This window comes from Pseudomonas sp. PDM13, assembly GCF_025685765.1.
Taxonomy (GTDB): domain Bacteria; phylum Pseudomonadota; class Gammaproteobacteria; order Pseudomonadales; family Pseudomonadaceae; genus Metapseudomonas; species Metapseudomonas solani.
Map to the genome: position 1 here is coordinate 122,971 of NZ_JAOTQU010000012.1, position 22,464 is coordinate 145,434.

Annotated in this window: 18 protein-coding genes and 1 pseudogene; 13 read left to right on the forward strand and 6 right to left on the reverse strand. The window is 59.6% G+C overall.

Annotated features, from left to right (window positions below; all coding sequences use genetic code 11):
* Positions 1–2 precede the first annotated feature (2 nt).
* The 8 genes from OEJ36_RS14575 to OEJ36_RS14610 all read left to right on the forward strand — a co-directional run bounded on the left by OEJ36_RS14575 (position 3) and on the right by OEJ36_RS14610 (position 12,493).
* Positions 3–7,298 carry a DUF637 domain-containing protein gene (locus tag OEJ36_RS14575; RefSeq protein WP_263402087.1) on the forward strand — a complete coding sequence of 2,432 codons (7,296 nt, stop codon included), beginning with the start codon at positions 3–5 and terminating at the stop codon, positions 7,296–7,298.
* Entirely contained in the window at positions 7,298–7,825 is a 528-nt protein-coding gene (locus OEJ36_RS14580; RefSeq protein ID WP_263402126.1) for a hypothetical protein, read from the forward strand. Before OEJ36_RS14575 ends, OEJ36_RS14580 begins: the two co-directional genes overlap by 1 nt.
* A 681-nt stretch (positions 7,826–8,506) precedes the next feature.
* Complete coding sequence (locus tag OEJ36_RS14585; RefSeq protein ID WP_263402088.1) at positions 8,507–8,962, forward strand: hypothetical protein; 456 nt, start codon at positions 8,507–8,509, stop codon at positions 8,960–8,962.
* A gap of 117 nt (positions 8,963–9,079) precedes the next feature.
* The gene (locus OEJ36_RS14590) at positions 9,080–9,724 is read left to right on the forward strand and encodes a hypothetical protein (RefSeq protein WP_263402089.1); all 645 of its coding nucleotides are present in this window, start codon (positions 9,080–9,082) and stop codon (positions 9,722–9,724) included.
* Positions 9,721–10,305, forward strand: a complete 585-nt coding sequence (locus OEJ36_RS14595; protein ID WP_263402090.1) for a hypothetical protein — start codon at positions 9,721–9,723, stop codon at positions 10,303–10,305. Before OEJ36_RS14590 ends, OEJ36_RS14595 begins: the two co-directional genes overlap by 4 nt.
* A 199-nt stretch (positions 10,306–10,504) precedes the next feature.
* Positions 10,505–10,897: a hypothetical protein gene (locus OEJ36_RS14600; RefSeq protein ID WP_263402091.1), complete on the forward strand. Its 393-nt coding sequence runs from the start codon at positions 10,505–10,507 to the stop codon at positions 10,895–10,897.
* A gap of 328 nt (positions 10,898–11,225) precedes the next feature.
* On the forward strand, positions 11,226–12,083 hold the full coding sequence (locus OEJ36_RS14605) for a restriction endonuclease fold toxin (RefSeq protein WP_411861010.1): 858 nt from the start codon (positions 11,226–11,228) through the stop codon (positions 12,081–12,083).
* An 11-nt stretch (positions 12,084–12,094) separates the two neighbouring features.
* Positions 12,095–12,493 (forward strand): immunity 7 family protein, encoded by a 399-nt coding sequence (locus OEJ36_RS14610; RefSeq protein ID WP_263402092.1) that lies wholly within the window; start codon positions 12,095–12,097, stop codon positions 12,491–12,493.
* Between the two features lie 380 nt (positions 12,494–12,873).
* Here OEJ36_RS14610 and OEJ36_RS14615 read toward each other — a convergent pair.
* Positions 12,874–13,014, reverse strand: a pseudogene (locus OEJ36_RS14615) (acyl-CoA dehydrogenase C-terminal domain-containing protein); the annotation flags it as partial.
* Positions 13,015–13,135: 121 nt separating this feature from the next.
* Here OEJ36_RS14615 and OEJ36_RS14620 point away from each other — a divergent pair.
* Together OEJ36_RS14620 and OEJ36_RS30650 are read left to right on the forward strand one after the other, a co-directional pair.
* Positions 13,136–13,531, forward strand: a complete 396-nt coding sequence (locus OEJ36_RS14620; protein WP_263402093.1) for a hypothetical protein — start codon at positions 13,136–13,138, stop codon at positions 13,529–13,531.
* Positions 13,532–13,856: 325 nt separating this feature from the next.
* The gene (locus tag OEJ36_RS30650) at positions 13,857–14,057 is read left to right on the forward strand and encodes a DUF596 domain-containing protein (protein ID WP_411861012.1); all 201 of its coding nucleotides are present in this window, start codon (positions 13,857–13,859) and stop codon (positions 14,055–14,057) included.
* A 403-nt stretch (positions 14,058–14,460) separates the two neighbouring features.
* On the opposite strand, the gene OEJ36_RS14625 is transcribed toward OEJ36_RS30650, so the two are convergent.
* A complete protein-coding gene (locus tag OEJ36_RS14625; RefSeq protein WP_263402094.1) occupies positions 14,461–15,087 on the reverse strand; it encodes a LysE family translocator in 627 nt (208 codons plus the stop codon).
* A 71-nt stretch (positions 15,088–15,158) separates the two neighbouring features.
* Complete coding sequence (locus OEJ36_RS14630) at positions 15,159–16,508, reverse strand: NCS2 family permease (protein WP_263402095.1); 1,350 nt, start codon at positions 16,506–16,508, stop codon at positions 15,159–15,161.
* Positions 16,509–16,829: 321 nt separating this feature from the next.
* Between OEJ36_RS14630 and OEJ36_RS14635 the strand changes: the two genes are divergently transcribed.
* The 3 genes from OEJ36_RS14635 (at position 16,830) to OEJ36_RS14645 (ending at position 19,836) form a co-directional block, all read left to right on the forward strand.
* Positions 16,830–18,134 (forward strand): C4-dicarboxylate transporter DctA, encoded by a 1,305-nt coding sequence (locus OEJ36_RS14635; RefSeq protein ID WP_263402096.1) that lies wholly within the window; start codon positions 16,830–16,832, stop codon positions 18,132–18,134.
* Between the two features lie 73 nt (positions 18,135–18,207).
* The gene (locus tag OEJ36_RS14640) at positions 18,208–18,906 is read left to right on the forward strand and encodes a FadR/GntR family transcriptional regulator (RefSeq protein ID WP_263402097.1); all 699 of its coding nucleotides are present in this window, start codon (positions 18,208–18,210) and stop codon (positions 18,904–18,906) included.
* A gap of 159 nt (positions 18,907–19,065) precedes the next feature.
* Positions 19,066–19,836 carry a GntR family transcriptional regulator gene (locus tag OEJ36_RS14645; RefSeq protein WP_263402098.1) on the forward strand — a complete coding sequence of 257 codons (771 nt, stop codon included), beginning with the start codon at positions 19,066–19,068 and terminating at the stop codon, positions 19,834–19,836.
* A 224-nt stretch (positions 19,837–20,060) separates the two neighbouring features.
* Here OEJ36_RS14645 and guaD read toward each other — a convergent pair whose 3' ends face one another.
* From guaD to OEJ36_RS14660, 3 genes are all read right to left on the reverse strand, one after another.
* On the reverse strand, positions 20,061–21,365 hold the full coding sequence (guaD, locus tag OEJ36_RS14650; RefSeq protein ID WP_263402099.1) for a guanine deaminase: 1,305 nt from the start codon (positions 21,363–21,365) through the stop codon (positions 20,061–20,063).
* A 103-nt stretch (positions 21,366–21,468) separates the two neighbouring features.
* On the reverse strand, positions 21,469–22,317 hold the full coding sequence (xdhC, locus tag OEJ36_RS14655) for a xanthine dehydrogenase accessory protein XdhC (RefSeq protein WP_021222163.1): 849 nt from the start codon (positions 22,315–22,317) through the stop codon (positions 21,469–21,471).
* Complete coding sequence (locus tag OEJ36_RS14660) at positions 22,314–22,463, reverse strand: hypothetical protein (protein WP_263402100.1); 150 nt, start codon at positions 22,461–22,463, stop codon at positions 22,314–22,316. The genes xdhC and OEJ36_RS14660 overlap by 4 nt, the downstream gene beginning before the upstream one ends.
* Position 22,464 lies beyond the last annotated feature (1 nt).

The following is a 22,464-nucleotide window of genomic DNA, read 5'->3' on the forward strand; positions in this document are numbered from 1 at the left end:
ACATGGACGTTCGCAGCCCCCTGTTCCAGAACATCGCCACCATCCTCGTCGGCGTGATGTTCCTCAATCCCATCGTCTCCACCGCCGCCGACCTGGCGGTGGACGCGGCCGCTGGCGGCAACACCAGCATCGGCAGCGCCGGCAATGGCGTGCCCGTGGTCAACATCGCCACGCCCAACGCCAACGGCCTGTCCCATAACCGCTTCACCGACTACAACGTCGGCCAGCAGGGGCTGATCCTCAACAACGCCACCGACAAGCTGCAGAACACCCAGCTCGGCGGCTACATCATCGGCAACACCAACCTCAACGGCCGTGCCGCCGGCCTCATCCTCAACGAGGTCAACGGCGGCAGCCCCAGCCAGCTCAAGGGCTACACCGAGGTGGCCGGGCAGGGCGCCCATGTCATAGTCGCCAACCCCCACGGCATCACCTGTGACGGCTGCGGCTTCATCAATACGCCCAAGGTCACCCTGAGCACCGGCAAGCCGGTGGTGGAGAACGGCCGCCTCGACCGCTACGACGTGGACGGCGGCGCCATCGCCATCGAGGGCGCCGGCCTCAACGCCGGCAATGTCGACCAGTTCGAGCTGATCACCCGCAGCGCGCAGATCAACGCCGAACTGCACGCCAAGCAACTGGCCATGGTCACCGGCCGCAACGAAGTGGACGCCGTCACCCTGGCCGCCACTGCCAAGGCCGACGACGGCAGCACCAAGCCGCAACTGGCCATCGACAGCTCCGCCCTCGGCGGCATGTACGCCGGGGCCATCCGCCTGGTGGGCACCGAGCAGGGCGTGGGTGTGAAGCTCGCCGGCGACATGGCCGCCAGCGGCGGCGACATCCAGATCGATGCCAACGGCAAGCTGACCCTGGCACGCACTGCCGCCAGCGGCGACATCACCCTCAAGGCCAACGATGTCGACCTGACCCGCAGCGCCTACGCCGGCGGCAAGGCCAGCGTCACCAGCGGCGGCACTGTCGAGGTGAAGGAAAGCCTGGCGGCCGCCGGCGACCTGAGCCTGAACGCCGCGCGCATCGACAACCGGGGCAACCTGGAAGCCGGCGTGCGCGCCGACGGCAGCGCCAACACCGCCAGCGTCCTCGACCTCCAGGGCGGCACCCTGACCAACCGCGGCAAGGTGCTGGCCCAGGGCACCCTGACCACCGACCTGGCGAAGCTCGACAACCAGGGCTCGCAACTGGTCGCCGCCGGCTCCGCCCAGGTGAAGGCCCAGACCCTGGAAAACCACGGTGGCCAACTCATCGGCCGGCAGGACCTGAAGGTCGAAGGCAAGCAACTGGACAACAGCGGTGGCACCCTGGCCGCCAACAAGGCACTGACCGTTACCGTCACCGACGAGGTGAAGAACCTCGGCGACGGCCTGATCCTCTCCAAGGCCGACGGCCTGACTCTCACTACCGCCGTGCTGGACAACCAGGGCGGTACCCTCCAGGCCGACAGCGGCGAGCTCAAGGCCACCGCCAGCAACCGCCTGGACAACCGCAGCGGCAAGGTCCTCGCCGGCGATGGCAAGCTGACCCTCGCGGCCGGCGAACTGAGCAACCAGCAGGGTCGCCTCAACGCCCAGGGCGGTGCCCTCACGGCCACCGTCGACAGCCTCGGCAACGGCCAGGGCCGCATCCAGGGCGACAGCGTCGAGCTCACCAGCACCACCCGCCTGGACAACGGCCAGGGCCAGATCGTCGCCACCCAGGGCGACCTGAGCATCAAGCGCGGCGAGGTCATCAACGACGGCGGCCAGCTACTGGCCAAACAGGCGGTGACGGTCGATGTCGACAGCCTGCGCAACCAGGGCGGCACTGTGGGTGGCGACAGCGCCAGCCTCACCCTGACCGGCAAGCTCGCCAACGACGGTGGCCTGATCGAAGCCAGCAAGACCCTCGCTCTCGACGTCGGCTCCGCCAGCAACGCCGGCGGCAAGCTGCGCGCACTCGGCAGCACCGGCATCAGCACTTTCGCCATCGGCGGCCGCTTCGACAACGACGGCGGCCTGGTGGAAATCGGCAACGCCGGCTTCAGCCTCACCAGCGCCAGCCTCAGCAACCAGCAGGGCACCCTGCGCCACGTCGGTACCCAGGGCTTCGCCCTCAGCCTGGCCGATGCCGGGCAGGCCGGCGGCAGCTTCATCACCAACGGCGTGCTCAGCCTCGATGTCGCCGACTGGACCAACAGCAGCCTGCTGCAGGCCCAGCGCCTGGACCTCAAGGTCGGCACCTTCACCCAGACCGCCAGCGGCAAGCTGGTGTCCATCGACGACATCACCGCCAGCGGCGGCGACTGGACCAACGACGGCGCCATCGAAACCGAAGGCAAGCTGCAACTGGCCCTCACCGGCCGCTACCAGGGCAACGGCAGCCTGAAGAGCCTGGGCGACCTGACCCTCAGCGCCGCCAATGCCGAACTCGGCCAGGGCGCGCAACTGCGCAGCGGCGGCAAGGGCGAGTTCCGCCTCGGCAGCAGTCTGGTCAACGCCGGCACTATCAGCACTGTGGGCGATACCCTGCTGATCGTCGCCAGCCTCGACAACCGCGGCACCCTCGGCGCCGCGCAGAAGCTGCGCATCGAAGCCCCGACCCTGCTCAACCAGGGCCTGGTCTTCAGCGGCGCCGACATGGCCCTGCGCGCCAACAGCCTCACCAACCTCAAGGGCGACATCTACAGCCTGGGCGCACTGAGCGCGGCGAAGGACGATGCGAATGGGCAGATGGCGTTGCTGGAGAACCGTTCCGGCGGCATCGAGTCCACGGGCGACATGACCCTGCGTGCCGCCACCCTGACCAACCGCAAGGAGCTGTTCACCCCCGGCAAGACGCTGGTCTCCGGCTCCATCAGCGTGGTCTGCTACGACTGCAGCGGTGATCACCACAACGTCGACTACGTCGCCACCGAGCGCTTCGAAAGCTCGGTGCTGGAAGATTCCGCCGCGTCGCGCATCCACAGCGGCGGCAACCTCGATATCCAGGGCGGTGTCATCGCCAACCGTTACAGCAGCCTGAGCGCCACCGGCAACATCGGCATCCAGGGCACCAGCCTGGAGAACACCGGCGCCGCCACCGGCATCATCGAGCGCGTCCGTCGTTTCAATACCGGCCGCGTCACCGACGGCACCGATGAGCGCTTCCGCGACAACTACATCAATCCCTACAACGCCCAGCCGATGCCGAAGGAAGTGCCCAGTGCGCTCTACAGCTGGGCGTTGACCAGCGACGTCGAGACCCGCACGCCTACCGGCATCGGTTCGCCGGCCATCATCCAGGCCGGCGGCAACGTCAGCATCCAGGCCACCCAGCCCATCACCAACGACTCGGTCCTGGCCAACCAGGCGCCCCAGGGCGGCACCGCCCAGAACCTGGACAGCCAGGTAGGCCTCACCAGCCAACCGCTGGTGGTGCAGCTCAATGCACAGCTGGCGCCGGACGCCAACCAGCAGGCGGTCAACCCGGTGACGCTGCCGGGCTTCGGTCTGCCCCAGGGCCAGAACGGCCTGTTCCATGTCAATCAAGGTGCCGGCCATCGCTACCTGGTCGAGACGCGCGCCGAGTTCGCCAACCTGAAGAGCTTCCTCAGCTCCGACTACATGCTGAACCGCCTCGGCTTCGACGCTGACCAGGCGCAGAAACGCCTGGGTGATGGCCTCTATGAGCAGCGCCTGATCCGCGAAGCGGTGGTCGCCCGCACGGGCAAGCGCTTCATCGACGGGCTCGCTTCGGATGAGGCTCAGTTCAAGTACCTGATGGACAACGCCATCGCCAGCAAGGAAGCCCTCAACCTAGCCCCGGGCGTGGCCCTGAGCGCCGAGCAGGTGGCCGCCCTGACCCACGACATCGTGTGGATGCAGGAGCAGGACGTGAATGGCGAGAAGGTGCTGGTGCCGGTGCTCTACCTGGCCCAGGCCAAGGACCGCCTGGCGCCCAGCGGCGCACTGATCCAGGGCCAGGACGTCGCCCTCATCAGCGGCAGCACCCTCAGCAACAGCGGCACCCTGCGTGCCAGCAACCAGCTGCAGGCGTCTGCCCTGAACATCGACAACCGTGGCCTGATGCAGGCGGGCGATCGCCTGTCCCTGCTGGCCACCGACAGCATCCGCAACGCCCATGGCGGCATCATCAACGGCAAGGACGTCAGCGCCATCGCCCTCACCGGCGACATCATCAACGAGCGCACCATCAGCCAGGACGCCCGCAGCGGCAAGAACTTCAGCCAGCTCACCAGCGTGGTGGACAAGGCCGCCGGGATCGAGGCGAGCAACAGCCTGAACCTCTCCGCCGGGCGCGACATCCAGAACATCGGCGGCAGCCTCAAGGCCGGCGGCAACGCCACGTTGAGTGCCGGCAATGACCTGGTCATCGCCTACGCTGCCGAAGAGAACGGCAGCATGCGCCAGGACAAGCGCCACTTCTGGAGCAATACCAGCACCACCCAGCATGGAAGTGATGTGCAGATCGGCGGCAACCTGCAGGCCAGCGCCGGGCAGGATCTCGCAGTGATCGCCAGCACCGTCAAGGCGGGGGGCGACGTCAGCCTGGAGGCCGAGCGCGACATCACCATCGCTGCGGCAGCCGACGAGAGCAGCAGCGAATACCGCTACAAGCGCAGCGGCAAGAAGATCAACAAGGAAGACAGCACCGTCCGCCAGCAGGCGGCGGTGATCGAAGCGGGCGGCGATCTCGATATCGAGGCGGGCGGCAACCTGCTGCTCAGCGCCAGCAAGCTCAAGGCCGGTGACGAAGCCTACCTGTACGCCGGCGAACAGCTGGCCCTGACCGCAGGGCAGGACAGCGACTACCACCTTTACGACATGAAGAAGAAGGAGGCCTTCGGCGCCAAGAAGACCCAGCGCGACGAAGTCACCGATGTCCGTAATGTCGGCACCAGCATCATCACCGGCGGCGACCTCACCCTCGCCAGCGAAGGCGACCAGCTCTACCAGCGCGCTCACCTGGAAAGCGGCAGCAACCTGACCCTGGAAAGTGGCGGTGCCATCACCTTCGAAGCGGTCAAGGACATGCACCAGGAGAGCCATGAGAAGAGCAAGAGCAGCTTCGTGTGGAACTCCATGGAGGGCAAAGGCAAGACGGATGAAACGGTCCTGCAGAGCCAACTGATCGCTCAGGGTGAGATCGCCATCAAGGCTGTCGATGGACTGAAGATCGATATCAAGGAGATCAACCAGCAGAGCGTCAGCCAGACCGTCGATGCGATGGTGGCTGCCGACCCGCAACTGGCCTGGCTGAAAGACGTTGAACAGCGAGGTGATGTTGACTGGCGTCGAGTGAAGGAAGTGCATGACTCCTTCAAGTACAGCCATTCGGGGCTGGGCGGTGGTGCGGCGATCATCATTGCGATCATCGTTGCCTACTTCACTGCGGGTGCTGCTAGCGGGCTTATTGGTACGGCTGCGAGTGCGACTGCAGGCTCGGGCAGTGCGATGGCAGCTGCAGGCACAGCTACAGCATCCGCCGTGGCGAATGGAGCGGCGATTGGCTCTACGGTGGCGGCGGGCACGGCCAATGCCGCTTTAACTGCTGTGGCTTCGTCCGCAGCTGGATCGGCCGCTGTAAGCACCATCAATAACAAAGGAAATCTTGGCGCGGTCGTTAAAGACATCACGTCGAAGGATGCGATGAAAGGGTATGTCGTTACTGGGGTGACGGCAGGTTTGACGGCTGGGGTCTACGACAAGTGGACCGGTACTAATACTGCCCCCTCAACTTCTTTACCTAATAGTGGGGCCGTTACCGCAGCGGGCGGGCTTGGCACCTGGGAGGGCGTCGGTCGATTCACTGCCAACCAAGTGCTCCAGAATGGGACCTCCACACTAGTTGACCGCGCCCTGGGAGGGGATTCGAAGTTCAGCGACGCCCTGCGTACCAGTCTGGCCAACGCTTTTGCTGCCGCTGGCTTCAACTGGGTGGGAGACAAGACCAGCGTTTACGAGTGGGACTGGAAAAACGGCAGTCTGCCCAAGATAGGGCTGCACGCCCTCATGGGGGGGCTCGCGGCCGAAGCCGCAGGTGGAGATTTCAAGACAGGCGCTTTGGCGGCTGGCTTGAACGAAGCCATCGTAGACGAGCTCGCCGACGTCTATGGCCATATGGACCTGGAAGAGAAGAAGCGCTTGCTCGTCATGAACTCGCAAGTACTTGGCGTCTTGGCCGCAGCTGCTCAGGGAGGCGACGAAGCAAGCCTGCAGACTGGAGCCTGGGTAGCTGGTAATGCGACTAGTTACAACAATCTTGATCATCCATCCGCTGATCAGCTTTTGAGTGAGTTGAAAGATTGTCGTGCAGGAAAACAGTGCAGTGAACAAACGCTCTACGGAATTCTAGATAAGTACGAGAAATTATCAGCGGCTCGCTCTAACGCCATTGAGTCTTGTACAAGCCGTGCTTGCGTTGAAAAGATAGTAAACAGCTCTATCGCAATGGACGATCCAGTAGCTAAAGAGCTGATGAGCTTCCTTTATCGCAGCGTGGGATACGATGTTCCTGGTCTTCTCAATGGCAATCCTAGTGTAGTTGCGGTGCCTTCAGCTAACCCGTTCAACGAGCACGGTGATCTTTTCACTCTGGATAAGCAGCTGGTGCTGGCCAAGTATCTTAGAGAGGGTTGGTTGACTTCTCAGGAGCAGGGGGCGCTGGACGTATGGATGAGTTCTACTCAGTGGCTAGAGCGTGCTTATGGGAAAACTCTCAATCCACAAGAGCGAGCGACGCTACTGGGTAACTTGGCACAGGAAGGGGTGATGGGTATTCACGGCGGGCGTATGCCTGCTGGTAGTACTGGTGGGGCGACTGCCGGGAACGGGCGAGGAGTGGCAGGCGTCAGCGTAGGGAAAGAGGTCAAGCCCGAAAAGGCTGTTGGTGATACGAAGCCAAAATGGGACAACGCCGTTTCACAAAGTGATGGGGATTTTGGCGCGCTTAATCAGAAGCCAAGACCGAGGTTTGTTGCGGATTCGTCCGGTATTGTTATTGATCTAAATTATACGAGGGGGCTTACGGCAACGAATGTTACAGTCACGGGGGCTCGTGGTGGCGTCCAGTATCCGCTACAGGGGCAAAGACCAAATTCCTACGCTAATCTTGGGAATGGCCACGTCATTGTCTATGGTCCAGAGGGGCGTGCGCTGTATGATGTCTCTAGCGCTCGAATAAAGGTGGTTGAATGGCATCAATCACCAAACGGGCAGTATTTCCCGAAAAAAGGCAGTGATACGAAAGTTTTCGAAGGGAATGTACCAAAATCAATCCTTAATGACTTGGGTTTGTGATGATGAAGAGCTGTCGGGGTGGTATTTCTACGCAGTCGTTGAGCTTGTTTTCTTCGGATATTGGAGCTGGAGAATTTTTTTCGTATGTGGGTAATCTGGTTTCGCTGGAGCAGGCGATTGCAGTTATAGGGTTATTATCTCCTGATTTTGTTGAGCACGATGGCCATGTTTTCTGGTTGCCTACCGTTCAGCAGTATGATCCACAAAAAAATATGTTGAGTGGGTTGGTTGAGGCGGAGACAGGGCAGTTGGAGAGGGGTTTTTCTCGGAGGGATGTGGAACGATATAGGAACAATTTCTCAGTAAGCCAGTTTTTTTCGAGGTGGGAGAGTGCGCCTGATCGGCCAGTATTTAAGGTTGGGCTATCGGAGGAGGACTATCGGCTTTGTTATATTTTTGCTGAGCAACTTAAAAAATACTGGAGGGTGGCGCTGTCTGAGTGCTTTCCAGAAAAAAAATTTGAGTTTGAGGTTGCTGATGATCTTCTTGATGAGTACGGGGTTTGCCTGACGTTTTGGCAGATTTAAGAGATCAATAAGAGACAAGCCACGTTTATTGCATCTAGGGTTATGGAAGTCCATGGAAGGAGGTCTGTATGCCACGTCTAACACGTATTTCATTGCCAGGTATTTCACTTCGCCTGATTCAGAAAGGGAACAATCGCTCAGCCTGTTTTTGCGTTGACGAGGATTATCTTTTTATCTGGACGTATTGCTGGAGCAGGTAAAGAAGCATGGATGTGCGATCCATGCCTGGTGTCTGATGACTTTTGACCACGCCCGAAAGCCCTGATTCCGCTATAAACTAGACCCAGGGCTGGTTGATCAAATACGTGCCGCCACAAATGGAAACTATGCACTGGGAAGTCCCAAGTTTTTTGCTGAATTTGAGGCGGCGTTGGGGCGAGTAGTCACAAGAGGTAAGCCTGGACGTCCCAAGAGTGTACTCGATCTTTAGGTCTGTCCCTTATCGTTTTATTATTTTCTGTAAGGTTAAGGAGTGATCAGTTTTTCGGGCTTGCCGGCTACCTTAGTCGGGTTGAGGAAGAAATATATTCTGTCTGTGTAACTGGGCGATGGGTGAGGGGTGAAAGTCTGCTTGGGCGGATGCCGGTCAATGGTTTGTTGTGCTGCTTATAGTTGAGCTCTTTGGGCATGTGCTAGGGCTATGATCTGAATAGGCTATAAATGAAAGGGTGTTAAGGAAATATGAAACGTACTTGTCTTGTCGCGGTCATGGCTCTTATGACTGCCTGTTCCAATAAAGATCCAGCAACTCTTCCAGTTGCCTCTAATGAAGCACCTTCTGCTATTCAGGCCTTCCGTGATATCTGCCTGAAGACTGCGCCCGACTTCTCTCAGGCCGCAGTGGTCGCCAAGACATTTGGTGTCGAAGTTACCGATATGGGCTTCATGATGGCGGGCTTCAACGCTGACAAGAGCATGAGTGTCCAGATCCAGGCAGGGAAGGAGTGTGCTGTGACCACGCCTTCGCAGCGGGACGAGAGCCTTACCCGGCAATTGCTGGACTCTGCTCGTGGTCTGTCAGGTACTCCGGTTGCGCAAACCGCTCCTTCCATGGTCACGCTCGGCGGCCAGGTTTTTATCCTCGCTCATGACCGAAGTGGCGGTGAGGCGTATGTCCTGCTGAAAGCAAAGGACTGACGTTAAGTCGATAGCGCCGGCACAGGTTACGGTGCTGGCGTCACTCCCCTCAGATATTTTGCTTCCGGCCATTACCCGGTCGGGAAAGCCATTTCATTCTTCGTTATCGGTCGCCTAATGCTCCAGAAATTCTTTATCGCTCTTGCCCTTGTCAGTCTGGGGGGCTGCTACAGCATGCCCACCTCATCGGTACCTGCCTCCTACGAACCTACCGCCACTTCTGGCACCAGTTATCTGATCGGTGTCGTGGGTATCTGGTCGGATGCCTATATCGCTGCCGAAGAGCAGAAACTGCTACTGCGCCAGCGCGGTGGTCATGAGTTCGCCTCTGCACAGTCGCTCAATGGTTGGTTAGTCCGGACGCCTCGGGATGTACGTGATCGATCGAAAGGAGTCGGCTCGTTGTTCGTGATGCCGTTGAAGCCTGGACGCTATGAGCTCTTCAACGTCTGGTTCGATACTGGGCGTACTCGCTCCTGGAGCCGGGAGGATTTCTCGATTCCGCTGAATCTGGAGGCTGGCAAGGCCTACTACATCGGTGATTTCCGCAGCGCCTGCATCATCGTCGGGAATGCCTGTACCTATTTCCATAGTCGCCATCCGGAGCGGGATTTAGCGCTCGCAAGGACGGCGCACCCTGAGTTGCCTTCCATTGAAGAACTCGACCTCAAATACCTCGATGGTGCTTATCCGACGATTATCGACCAGAGCGGCCCCAAGGCTTCTGTCTACAGGGCGCTGATGTCCGGGGAGCTGAAATGAAGAAGTGCATGCTATTGCTTGCAGCATTACTGCTCCTGACAGGCTGCCAGATCCATCACACGCTCAAGGAGCCGGACATCGTGCTCGGCGAGCCGCTGCCTCCCATCAACGTCGTGATAAGTGGGGATGTACCGGCGCCTCTCATTCGCAACTACCTACGAGGTACCGGGGCGTTTGAGCAGGTGACCGAGGGCTATGATCGGAACGGCTACAACCTGGTGGTCATCTCCCAGAGCAACTATTGGCAGTGGCACAACATCCCCAGGATGTTCCTGAGTGCGTTCACCTTCTTCCTCGTGCCCGCCCCGACCTACTGGGACAGCCGTATCGGCTTCCTTGTCAGCAAAGGTGAGAAGCCGCTCCGCACTTACGAGATCACCAATCACACCGAGCACAGGATCGGCCTGATCCCGACCGGGGACGCTCGAGGAGCGAATGTGCGGGTGATCGTCGATACCTTCGTCGCCCAGGTGCTCGCCGACCCGCCCTTCGACAAGGTGGCCTATGAGCAATCCGAGAACGCATCATCCTCCGCTTCAAGTGGCCGCGATTGCGGCAAGCCGGAGTGCCTGATCGAATAATCCCTGCGCCACCTTGGACATGGAACTCATCAGACGCGCTTATATCGTCAGCTCACATGGAAGGTCATGCGCAGCTTCGGATGAGTTCGTGCTGGGGTGGAAGTCTCAGGCAGAGTGTTGGGTTTAGTATTTCATCTTTATTTGTATCGTGCTCTGCGGGTGCTTAGTTGTGAAGCTCGGGTATTGAGGGCTCCAAATAATGTTTGATTTTCTGTTGAAGAACAGTGCTTCTCTAGCGAACTTGAAAGAATTCATCGCCTTGGTGATCCGCGCGACTGTGGATGAGGTGCTTGTTTTCAAGGATGAGGACTTCTACGAAAAAGCAGATGTGTTGGATCTTTCCAGCTGCAGTTGTTTGTGCTTGTTCTCATATGTCCAAGGTGATGCGGAAGTGCTCTTGCAGCTTTTTAGATGTGCGTTGGAGGCGGCGGAGTTAAAGGAAAGAGTGATTTCGGTGTCTGCGTCTTTAGGGGTTGAATGCTATGTTCCGGATCCTGTTAGCAATGCTTGGATATGCGTAGCGAATAATGGAGTGTTGTCTGATTTAGTAATGGTTGATAGTGAGAGTGAGGGCTGTTTTTATTTTGTCTAAGATGGGCCTTCTACGTCTCCCTTGCCGATTGTGGTTTGCGTGTCAAAAACTTAATAGAGGGCTAATGCCTGATCCTGCCGCAAGCAGGTATGAGCTAAGGCAGTGTGCTGAGTCTCAGTCATAATTCTGTTTTGCTTTCTGTTGCTAGAGTCGCGTGTTCTTGTTGTTTAGTGATGCGGCGGTAAAGATTTAAATAGGCAGATATCGTTTTTGTAGATTTTGATGTGTTCATGTCAAGAATCGGTTAAGTATTCTTTGGCTATATTAGAGGTATGACCAGACTGCTACTGGGAAGCTGGTCAAGCCTTGCTGCTTTGCCGCCGGAACTATGGTTTCGACTCCAGATGGCGATAAGGCCATTGAGACGATCAAGGCTGGGGACATTGTCTGGAGCAAGCCGGAGAAGGGGGGTAAACCCTTTGCCGCTGCAGTCACGGCCACGCATATCCGCACTGATCAGGCGATCTACCGGCTGAAGCTGAAGTCTACTGACAAGGATCTGGCCGATACGCTCTTGGTCACACCTGGCCATCCCTTCTATGTGCCGGTACGCAATGATTTCGTGCCTGCGATCAGCCTCAAGCCGGGTGATGAACTGCAGTCGCTAGGCGATGGCAGCAGCAATGATGCTTCGATCCTGGTTGAATCCATTGAGATGGTTCAGCCTCAAGGGGTGACCTACAACCTAACGGTGGATATTGGCCACACCTTCTATGTAGGGAACCTGAAAACGTGGGTGCACAACACCGGTAATTGCTTGCAGTGTGGGGCAGGTGGGTGTGTGGTGCATGCTACGGAGGGTCCAAAAGAGGTAGCTGGTACTGCTACGACGGGTGGGAAGGAAGTTTTTGCAAAGTATACAAAGGTTAATGTGAATGACCCCGCAGCAGACGCCATCGCAGCAAGGTTGGGTGGAATTTCTTCAGCAAAATTTCCTGGTAAATTTAAAGATCGCGAATTTGATGTCTTTAGTGATGAGTTTATAGGGCAGACAAAGCCTGCTAATTTCCAAATGGGAAGTGCGTTCCGTAACCAAGCTAAAGGTACCTTTGAAGCTGCTGTAGAACTAGGCCGAAAGCCTTATTTTCATTTTGATGGTGCGCCTAATCCGGCAGTTATTGAAAAATTAAATGAGTATGGAAAGCGATACGGTATAGAGCCAGTAATCGATACGACTCCATTGTAAGGTGATATCTTATGTATGAATTTCATGGTTGGATTAAATTATCAGAATCCCCTTCGGAAATGGATGAAGGGGGGCTAGATCAGAAAGTTAAAAAATTGAAAAATGAATTATCCAGCTTTGGATGGTCAAGCGGTAGAGGTGAAGTTTTACTGATGAATGGCATTTATACCCTTGTGTTAAACGCCATTCCTAATAGGCGGCGCACTGAAGCCGAAGACCTACAAAAGATAGTTGACATCGTGACGAAAGATTTTGCTGGGGCATATGGATTAATCTATGAGTACGATGAGCAGGCAAGTACTGAATATGGGCGCGGTGTGTTTTCAGTCAGAGTAATAAAAAGAGGAAGGTGCGAGATTTTTTTAGATCCGTTTCTATCGCCAGTAATACCTGTCGTTGAGGACGAATAATTTACAGGAAAAAAGGGGGCAGATTTAATTTTCGTTGGTTGGGCGCCATTAAATAGACAAGAAAAGGGGACAGATCTATTGAATTATTCCCCCCAACACCGGCCTCGCGCCGGTGTTGTTTTATCTGCGGTCAGCGCCAAGCAATAACTGCCGAGGCTGGACGAGAGCCTTACCCGGCAATTGCTGGACGCGGCTCGTGATTTGTCCAGTACGCCGGTTGCGCAAACCTCGCCTGCGAAGATCACGCTGGATGGTCAGGTTTTCATCCTTGCCCATGATCGGGTGGGCGGTGAGGCTTATGTGCTGTTGAAGGCTGAAGACTGACCGCGAGCCATAAAAAAGCCCCGCATGTGCGCGGGGCGTGCAAGGTCCGGTTGGACTCAGAACCAGTCGGCTTGCATGCCCAGGCAGGTGTCGTCGCGGGCTTCGAGGATGGCCAGGGCGTGGTGGACGCCGGGCACTTCCCTGGTGAGGAAGAAGCGGGCGGCCTGCAGTTTGCCTTTGTAGAGCCCGGTGTCGGCGTGGTTGGATCTTGGTCGACTCCAAAGTGAGCTAAAGCGGCTTAATTCCAATGGCACATTTGATGATGTTATCGAGATGAAAATTATGACGGTGACTGGTTTGACTGTCTGGAGGCCCTAAATGTCAGAGGGATATTATCTTGTTTGCATGAGTTGCAAGGCTGGTGTGGTATTGGGGGAAAGTATAGCTATTAGATATGTAGATTTTCCAGGCCACGAATTATTTGGTTTCTCCGAAATAGGCGGGGGCGGGGTATGGCAGCCGTCTGTACATGGTTGTGCTGATCTACAGCAATTTTTGATTACCCATAGACTTCATGAGCTTAGAGTTTTACCTGAGTCTGTCGATATGTATGCAAAGAATGAAGGGGTCCCTCACTCGTTCCCTGATGGAGACTGCGGGGACCCCGAATATAGTAGGACAAAATTTTATACTGGTAGCGTGGAGAGGCCCGATCCTACCCTAGATAGAGAGCGCATCACGGAAGAATTGATTGAGGAATTGAGAGAATTCTGATTTTTGTGTTCTGTGTTCTGTGTTCTGCGTTTTGTGTTGATTTCAGCTAGCTGGTAATAGAGTTTGGCTAGCTCGATTTGCACTATGCTTATTAAACTGGGGGAAGTGTGGAGGGGTGTCTCGTCATCATGTTTCTCTCACTTTTTCCTGTGTGTAGACTCTGTGTCTTCTTATAATGATTAGTGTCCTCTATTGGAATGCTTTGTGAGTCACATTTGGGTTATCAATAGGTGCCGTATGGCAGCATATGACAGTTGAGCTTATTGAGTTGTCTTGTCATAACTTGGAGCGAGTCGATATTTTCTTCTCCTTGCTCGAGCGTTTGATGTTGGAAGGAGATATAAAGCTCGCGTGCGACGGTGTTTTTCTGGTTGGACCTATTTCTGATCAATTAAATGTTCTAAGGGCGGCGTGGCCGTTAGAACCAAGTGAAGATGATCTTGATGGTTTCGGACTTTGGTTTCTCTCAGAGGCTCCTGCTGGGCTTGTGTGGATAGACTCGGATGGGAGGGAGTTTTGGGCGTAAGTTAGGCTCTAGTAGGAATGAGCCAGTTGGGCGTGACCCATTTCCTTCGCTTGGCCGCTAAGGATGATGGCTCTCACTTTTGGGGCTCTCGTGGCATGACTCACGCCCCGCTTCGCGATATCTCCATCTCCTCTACATTTGTATCTAACTAGACCTTCCAACAACGGAGTGCTCGCCATGACTGACTTGCGCCCGTTCTTCTCCAACCCTTCCGGTTCCTCTGTTCTTCTGCTCAATGGCTGGTTCTACAGGAGGCAGCCGAGTACCGCCTGATTGCCGCGCGGGACCCACTTGCCAGAGTTGCGTGTATGGAAGGGGCCTGCGTCAATGGGCGTGATCTGGCCTTTATGCGCCCATAAAAAGCCCGGCATCCGCCGGGCTTCGTCATTTCAGGAGGACCGTTTCAGCGGGATATCAACGCCGCCGTCCCCGCCGCGCCGAACAGCCCGGCGCTGACGCGGTTGAACCAGGTCTGGCCTTCGCCGGAGCGCAGGTAGCGGGCGGCGGCGTGGGCGCTGAGACCGTAGAAGAGCTTGCAGGCGAGGTCCAACACGGCCCAGGTGGCGATCATCACCGAGAGCTGGCCCAGCAGTGGGCGGTCGGCGCTGATGAACTGGGGCAGGAAGGCGGCGAAGAAGAGGATGTCCTTGGGGTTGCTGGCGGCGAGGCCGAAGGCTTTCCAGTAGAGGGCGCGGAAGCTCGGGTTGACCGGTTGCTCTTCGGCCGCCACCGGTTTGGCGGCGTTGCGCGATTGCTTCCAGCTCTGCCAGGCGAGGTAGAAGAGGTAGAGCGCACCGACCAGCTTGAGTGCGCTGAACAGTTGCTCGGAGGCCAGCAGCAGGGCGCCGAGGCCGAGCGCGGAGGTGGCGAGCAGCCCGGTGGCGGCGCTGACACCACCGAGGAAGGCGGGCAGCGAGCGGCTGATGCCGTAGTTGAGGCTGTTGCTGACCATCAGCAGGGACAGGGGGCCGGGGATCAGGATCACCACCAGCGCGGCGCTGCTGAACAGCAGCCAGGTTTCCAGGCTCATTCGCTCGTCTCCGGGAAATGAAAAGGCCCCGGCGCTTCAGCGCCAGGGCCTTGGGGTGTTGCGGAGCGAGCTTACAGGAAAATGAACTTGGCGACGAAGATGGCGCAAAGTGCATACAGGCTGGGCGATACCTCGCGGTATTTGCCGGTGCAGGCCTTCATCACCACGTAGGTCACGAAGCCCAGGGCGATACCGTCGGCGACCGAGAAGGTCAGCGGCATCATGATGACGGTGACGATCGCGGGGATGGTTTCGGTGTGTTCGTCCCAGTCGATGTGGGCCATGCCGCCCATCATCAGCATGGCGACGTAGATCAGCGCGCCGGAGGTGGCGTACGCGGGGATCATGCCGGCCAGCGGAGCGAAGAACATGGCAGCGACGAAGAGGATGCCGACGGTGACGGCGGTCAGACCGGTGCGGCCGCCTGCGGCGACGCCAGCGGCGCTTTCCACGTAGCTGGTGACCGGCGGTACGCCGAGCACGCCGCCGAATACGCTGGAGGCGCTATCGGCCTTCATGGCTTTCGACAGGTTCTCGATGCGGCCGTCTTCCTTCACCAGGTTCGCGCGCTGGGCGACGCCCATCAGGGTGCCGGCGGTGTCGAACATATGCACGAAGAGGAAGGCCAGGATCACGCTGATCATGGTCACGTCGAACGCGCCGGTGATGTCCATCGCCATGAAGGTGGGGGCCAGGCTCGGCGGCATGGAGAAGACACCGCCGAACTTGACGATGCCCAGGCCGACGCCGATCAGGGTGACGGTGAGGATGCTGATCAGGATGCCGCCGAACACGCGACGGTATTCCAGGATTGCGATCATCAGGAAGCAGATGGCGGCCAGCAGGGGAGCGGGGGAGGTCAGGTCACCGATGTGCACCAGGGTGCTGGAGTTCGGTACCACGATACCGGCGGTCTTCAGGCCGATGAGCCCGAGGAACAATCCGACCCCCGCGCCCATGGCGAAGCGCAGGCTGCTGGGGATGCTGTTGAGCAGCCATTCGCGGATGCGCGAGAAGGTCAGGATCATGAACAGCACGCCGGACAGGAACACCGCGCCGAGGGCGATCTGCCAGCTGTAGCCCATGGTGTTGACCACGGTGTAGGTGAAGAAGGCGTTGAGGCCCATGCCCGGTGCCAGGCCGACCGGCCAGTTGGCGTACAGGCCCATCAGGAAGCAGCCGAAAGCCGCGGCCAGGCAGGTGGCCACGAATGCCGCACCGTGATCGATGCCGGCGTCCGCCATGATGTTGGGGTTTACGAAGATGATGTAGGCCATGGTGATGAAGGTGGTGAGGCCGGCGGCCAGCTCGGTTCTCACGGTGGTGCGGTGTTCGGTCAGCTTGAAGAGGCGTTCAAGCAGGCCTTTGGCGGGAGGGCTCGCAGCATACGTTCCTTGTTCTTGTTGTTTGGTGCTTTCCACAGCAGGTACCTCTCATTTAGTTGTTTTGAGCTGTTTCGGCCGGCTGGTTACCTGGGTCCCTTGCGCAGCGAAAAGCCTGAGGTTTGGTGCCTCACGGGGCAGTGCGAACTTTCTGACTTTTGGGTCAAAAAGTACGCAGTCGGATTATGTGTTTGTGTACAAAAAAGTCAATTAATGTTTGTCGCCTTGTGTGCAGCTTTTTGGGGGCATAGACTGCGCTTGCTGGACTGACCGGTAAGACCACAACAACAAAGCCTCCGGATCTCGCACAAGGGCGTAGCCACGCCAGCGCTCCGGGGGCACCGCAACGGAGATTCCCCCATGCTCAAGTGGTGCTCGCGCTCGATATTCCTGCAGGTCGTCATCGGCCTGGTCATCGGTATCCTCTGCGGTATCGGCTTCCCCGAGTTCTCCGCGCAGCTCAAGCCCTTGGGCGACGGCTTCATCAAGCTGATCAAGATGCTCATCGCGCTGATCGTGTTCTGCGTGGTGGTGAGCGGCATTTCCGGGGCGGGTGACTTGAAGAAGGTCGGCCGCATCGGCTTCAAGGCGGTGGTGTATTTCGAAGTGCTGACCACGGTGGCGCTGCTGATCGGCCTGCTGGTGGCTTATGGCGGCGGGCTGGGCGTGGGCGCCAATATCGACCTCGGCCAGTTGCCGGCCGGAGACGCTGCGCTTTACACCTCGCGCACTGGCGACCTGCATGGGCCGGTGGACTTCGTCATGGGGCTGATCCCGGCCTCGGTCATCGGCGCTTTCGCCAGCAACGACATCCTCCAGGTGCTGCTGTTCTCGGTGCTGTTCGGCTGTGCGTTGAACCAGGTGGGCGAGGCCGCCTCGGGCGTGGCCAGGCTGATCAACGAGATGAGCCATGTGATCTTCCGCATAATGGGCATGATCGTGCGCCTGGCGCCCATCGGCGTGTTCGGTGCCATTGCCTTCACCACCAGCAAGTACGGCGTGGATTCCCTGCGTCACCTGGGTGGGCTGGTGGTGGTGTTCTACGCCACCTGCGCGGTGTTCGTGCTGCTGGTGCTGGGCACCGTACTGCGGGTTTCCGGGCTGCGCCTGTGGCCGTTCCTCGGCTACCTGCGCGAGGAGTTGCTGATCGTCCTCGGCACTGCCTCCTCGGATGCGGTGCTGCCGCAGATCATGCGCAAGCTGGAGCACCTGGGCATCCGCAGCTCCACGGTGGGCCTGGTGATCCCCACCGGCTATTCCTTCAACCTGGACGGCTTCTCCATCTACCTGACCCTGGCCATCGTCTTCATCGCCCATGCCACCGGCACGCCGCTGGCGATGAATGACCTGATCACCATCCTGCTGGTGTCCCTGGTGACCTCCAAGGGCGCCCACGGCATTCCGGGTTCGGCCCTGGTTATCCTTGCCGCTACGCTCGCGGCCGTACCGGCCATACCAGTTGTAGGCCTGGTGCTGGTGTTGTCGGTGGACTGGTTCATGGGCATCGGCCGGGCGCTGACCAACCTGATCGGCAACTGCATCGCCACCGTGGCCATCGCCCGCTGGGAGAAGGACATCGACCTGGGCCGCGCCCGCAGCGTGCTGGCCGGCGAACAGGGTTTCGCCTTCAAGGATCGTAGCGGCGTGAGCACGACGGCGGATTGAGAACGGTGCTGGCGGGCCGCATGATGCTGCGGCCCGATCCGGTTCGGCCTGGTTTCACAAGGAGGAAATCACAGTGAACAGCTCATCGACCCTGGTGGGTTCCATCGTCCAGTCCCTGCGCGAGTCCATCGAGCAGGGGCGCTGGCCCGTCGGCGAGATGCTCCCGGGCCAGCGTGAGCTGGCCGAGCAACTGGGCATCAGCCGGCCCTGCCTGCGCGAGGCGGTGACGGTGCTGGAAACCCTCGGCATGGTCCGCTCGCTGCCCGGCAAGGGCGTGCAGGTGCTGGGGCGGGAAGCGACAGAGCACGCGATCACGGCGCCCCGGGACCACAGCATCGAGGACGTGATCCAGCTGCGCTATGCGCTGGAGCCCTTCATCGTCGGCCTGGTGGCGCAATCCATCGCATCAAGCGACCTCGACCGCCTGCGCCTGCGCCTGATGGACCTGCGCGACGCTGCCGAGGACGACGACATGGATGCCTTCGTCGAAGCCTATATAGGCTTCCATCAATTGCTCGGTTCGCTGACCACCAACCCCATCTTCCAGTCCCTGGTGACCCAGGCGGGTAACGCCCTGGCCCGCAGCGATGCCTTGCTGCGCCAGCGTGGCGATGAGCTGCAGGAGCGGGTGCGCGAGCACGAGGCGCTGGTGCAGGCCATCCGCCGACGGGACAGCCTGCTGGCGTCCTCGCTGATGCGTGACCATCTGGTGAGCGAGGGGCGGCGCATGGGGTTGCGCCTGGAGCTGCCGGAGGGCTCCAGGGCCCTGTAGATGTGAGGTTGAGCGGGGCGGCACTGCTTTTGTTCGGTCAGATTGTGTACAATGCGCACATTTTTCCGAGGCTTTCCCCGCCGGAGGCTGGCAATACGATGCCGACTCAGCGTAGTGTCAGCCCTATTGCCGCTTTCGAAACCTTCTACGTGGGCCCCCATGAACGACGTTGAACACAGTTTGAAGAAGCCGCCGCGTGCCGCCAAAGGCACGCGCAATGGCACCCAGGACGAAGTCGTCTACGCACATATCTTCGAAGCCATTCTCGAGCAGCGTCTGGCCCCGGCCACCAAGCTGAGCGAAGAAGCCCTGGGTGAGATCTTCGGCGTCAGCCGCACCATCATCCGTCGCGCCCTGTCGCGCCTCGCCCATGAAGGCGTGGTGTTGCTGCGCCCCAACCGTGGCGCCGTCGTGGCCAGCCCTGGTGCCGAGGAAGCGCGGCAGATCTTCTACGCACGCCGCATGATCGAGCGTGCCATCACCGAACTGGCCTGCATCAACGCCACCCCCGAGCAGATCGCTGGCCTGCGCCAGATGGTCATCGAGGAGCGTGAATGCTTCGCCCGTGGTGACCGCGGCATGGGCATCCGCCTCTCCGGCGAATTCCACCTGAAACTGGCCGAGGCTGCCGGCAACTTCACCCTGCTGGGCTTCCTGCGCAGCCTGATCTCGCAGACCTCGCTGATCATCGCCCTCTACGAGAGCAACAGCCGCACCCACTGTTCGGACGAGGAGCATGACAAGGTCATCGACGCCATCGAGTCGCACAACGTCGAGGTCGCTGTCGACCTGATGATGCGCCACATGGACAGCGTCGACGCCAAGCTCAACCTCGAAGGCGAGACCGCCTCCGATGACCTGCACGCGGTGTTCTCGCACCTGCTGCAGAGCAAGAAGAAAAGCACCCGCGCTTCCTCGCGCAGCGCCTGAGCACGGTGTGATGAAGAAGCCCCGCGAATGCGGGGCTTTTTTGTGGGTGTGTGGTTTTGGGTGAGGCGGGTCGTCGGGCGTAACCCCGGGGGCGGGATCGCGAATGGGTTCGCTCCCACGGAGCGCCGGGGCGCTTTTGGGCGAATGAATTCGCCCCTACAGGACGCGCGCGTGGGGGAATGAAAAAGCCCCGCATGGGCGGGGCTTTCGGGTGCGGCGCTGGATCAGTCGCGGCGGTGCACGGAGCGGCCGGCGGCGAAGGTTTCCTTCACGGTGCGGTCGTCGCCGAGGATGGTCAGTGCGAAGAGCTTCTCTTCGATGGTCTTGGCCTGCTGCATGCGGTAGGCGATCAGCGGGGTGGCCTGGTAGTCGAGGACCACGAAGTCCGCGTCCTTGCCACTGGCGAAGTTGCCGATCTTGTCGTCCAGGTACAGCGCGCGGGCGCCGCCCAGGGTGGCCAGGTACAGGGATTTGAACGGGTCGAGCTTCTTGCCCTGCAGCTGCATGACCTTGTAGGCCTCGTTCAGCGACTGCAGCTGGGAGAAGCTGGTGCCGGCGCCGACGTCAGTGCCCAGGCCCACGCGCACGCCATGCTCTTCCAGCTTCTGCAGGTCGAAGAGGCCGCTGCCCAGGAACAGGTTGGAGGTGGGGCAGAAGGCCACGGCCGAGCCGGTTTCCGCCAGGCGCTTGCACTCGTCGTCGCAGACGTGGACGCCGTGGGCGAAGACCGCGCGTGGGCCGATCAGCTTGTAGTGGTCGTACACGTCCAGGTAGCCCTTGCGCTCCGGGAACAGCGACTTCACCCATTCGATCTCCGCCTTGTTCTCGGAGAGGTGGGTGTGCATGTACAGGTCCGGGAACTCGCCGAACAGCTTGCCGGCCAGGGTCAGTTGCTCCGGGGTGCTGGTGGGGGCGAAGCGCGGGGTCACCGCGTAGTGCAGGCGGCCCTTGCCGTGCCAGCGCTCGATCAGCTCCTTGCTGTCGGCGTAGCCGCTTTCCGGGGTGTCGGTCAGGTAGTCGGGGGCGTTGCGATCCATCAGCACCTTGCCGGCGATCATGCGCAGGTCCAGGGCTTCGGCGGCTTCGAAGAAGGCGTCGACCGACTGCTTGTGCACGGTGCCGAACACTAAGGCGGTGGTGGTGCCGCTGCGCAGCAGTTCCTTGAGGAAGATGGCCGCCACGTCCGCCGCGTGGGCCTTGTCGGAGAAGGCCTTCTCGGTGGGGAAGGTGTAGGTGTTCAGCCAGTCCAGCAGCTGTTCGCCGTAGGAGGCGATCATGCCGGTCTGCGGGTAATGGATGTGGGTGTCGATGAAGCCGGGGGTGATCAGGGCGTCGCGGTATTCGCGCACGTCCACACCCTTGAGACCGGGCAGCAGGTCGGCGGCATTGCCGACGCGGGCGACCTTGCCGTCCTCGATCACCAGCACGCCGTCCTCGAAATACTCGTAGGACTGCTCGATGCCCACCTCGGCGGGGTCGGCGATGCTGTGCAGGATGGCGGCGCGATAGGCTTTTACAGGGCTGGTCATGTTGAATCTCGTTCTTTCGTGATCGTGATGCCCCGTGTCGGGGCTCCGCGCAGGCGAGCGCCGAGCTGAGGCAGCTCGGCGTCCTTCTGCATGAATCGGGGTGTCAGGCCTGTTCGCGGCGGGAAGAGGGCACCAGTTTGGCGACTGTTTCCCTTTTCTTCACGTCCTGGCCTTCTTCCTTCTGACCGAAGGTGGCGTTGTAGGTGGCGATGATCTCGCCGGCGATGGAGATGGCGATCTCGGCGGGCAGCTTGCCCTTCACCTCGGCGATGCCCATGGGGCAGCGCATGCGTTGCACGGTTTCGGTGGCGAAGCCGCGATCGCGCAGGCGGTGTTCGAACTTCACGCGCTTGGTCTTCGAGCCGATCAGGCCGTAGTAGGCGAAATCGTTGCGCTTGAGGATCTCGGCGGTGAGCTCCAGGTCGAGCTGGTGGTTATGGGTCATGACGATGAAGTAGCTGCCAGCGGGCATGCGCTCGACTTCATCGACCACTTCATCATTCACCACCTTCTCTACGCCGGCCGGGATGAATGCCGGGAATTCGTTCTCTCGCGAGTCGATCCAGCGCACCTTGCAGGGCAGGCTGGCGAGCAGCGGAACTAGGGCGCGGCCGACGTGGCCGGCGCCGAACAGGGCGATGTGCGCCTGGGGCTGGCCCATGGGTTCGAACAGCAGCACCGTGGCTCCGCCACAGCATTGGCCGAGGCTGGCGCCCAGGCTGAAGCGTTCCAGGCGGGTGTCCTGGGTGCGGGTACGGAGCATTTCCCGGGCGATTTCCATCGCCTTGAACTCCAGGTGGCCGCCACCGATGGTTTCGTAGATACGGTCATCACTGACCACCATCTTCGAGCCGGAATTGCGCGGGGTGGAGCCGCGCTCTTCGATGATGGTCACCAGCACGCAGGCTTCGCTGCGTTGCTGGAGTTCGGCCAGGGCGCTGATCCAGCTCATTTGCTCAACCTCCAGGTACGCAGGGGTTTGGCGGAGCGCGAGAGGCGCCAGACATCCTGTTCCGGGCGACGCAAGGTTTCGGTCGGCAGGACGGGGGCGGCCTGCTGTTCCGGGGTTTCGCGGCTGAAGGCGGGTTGGCTGTTCATC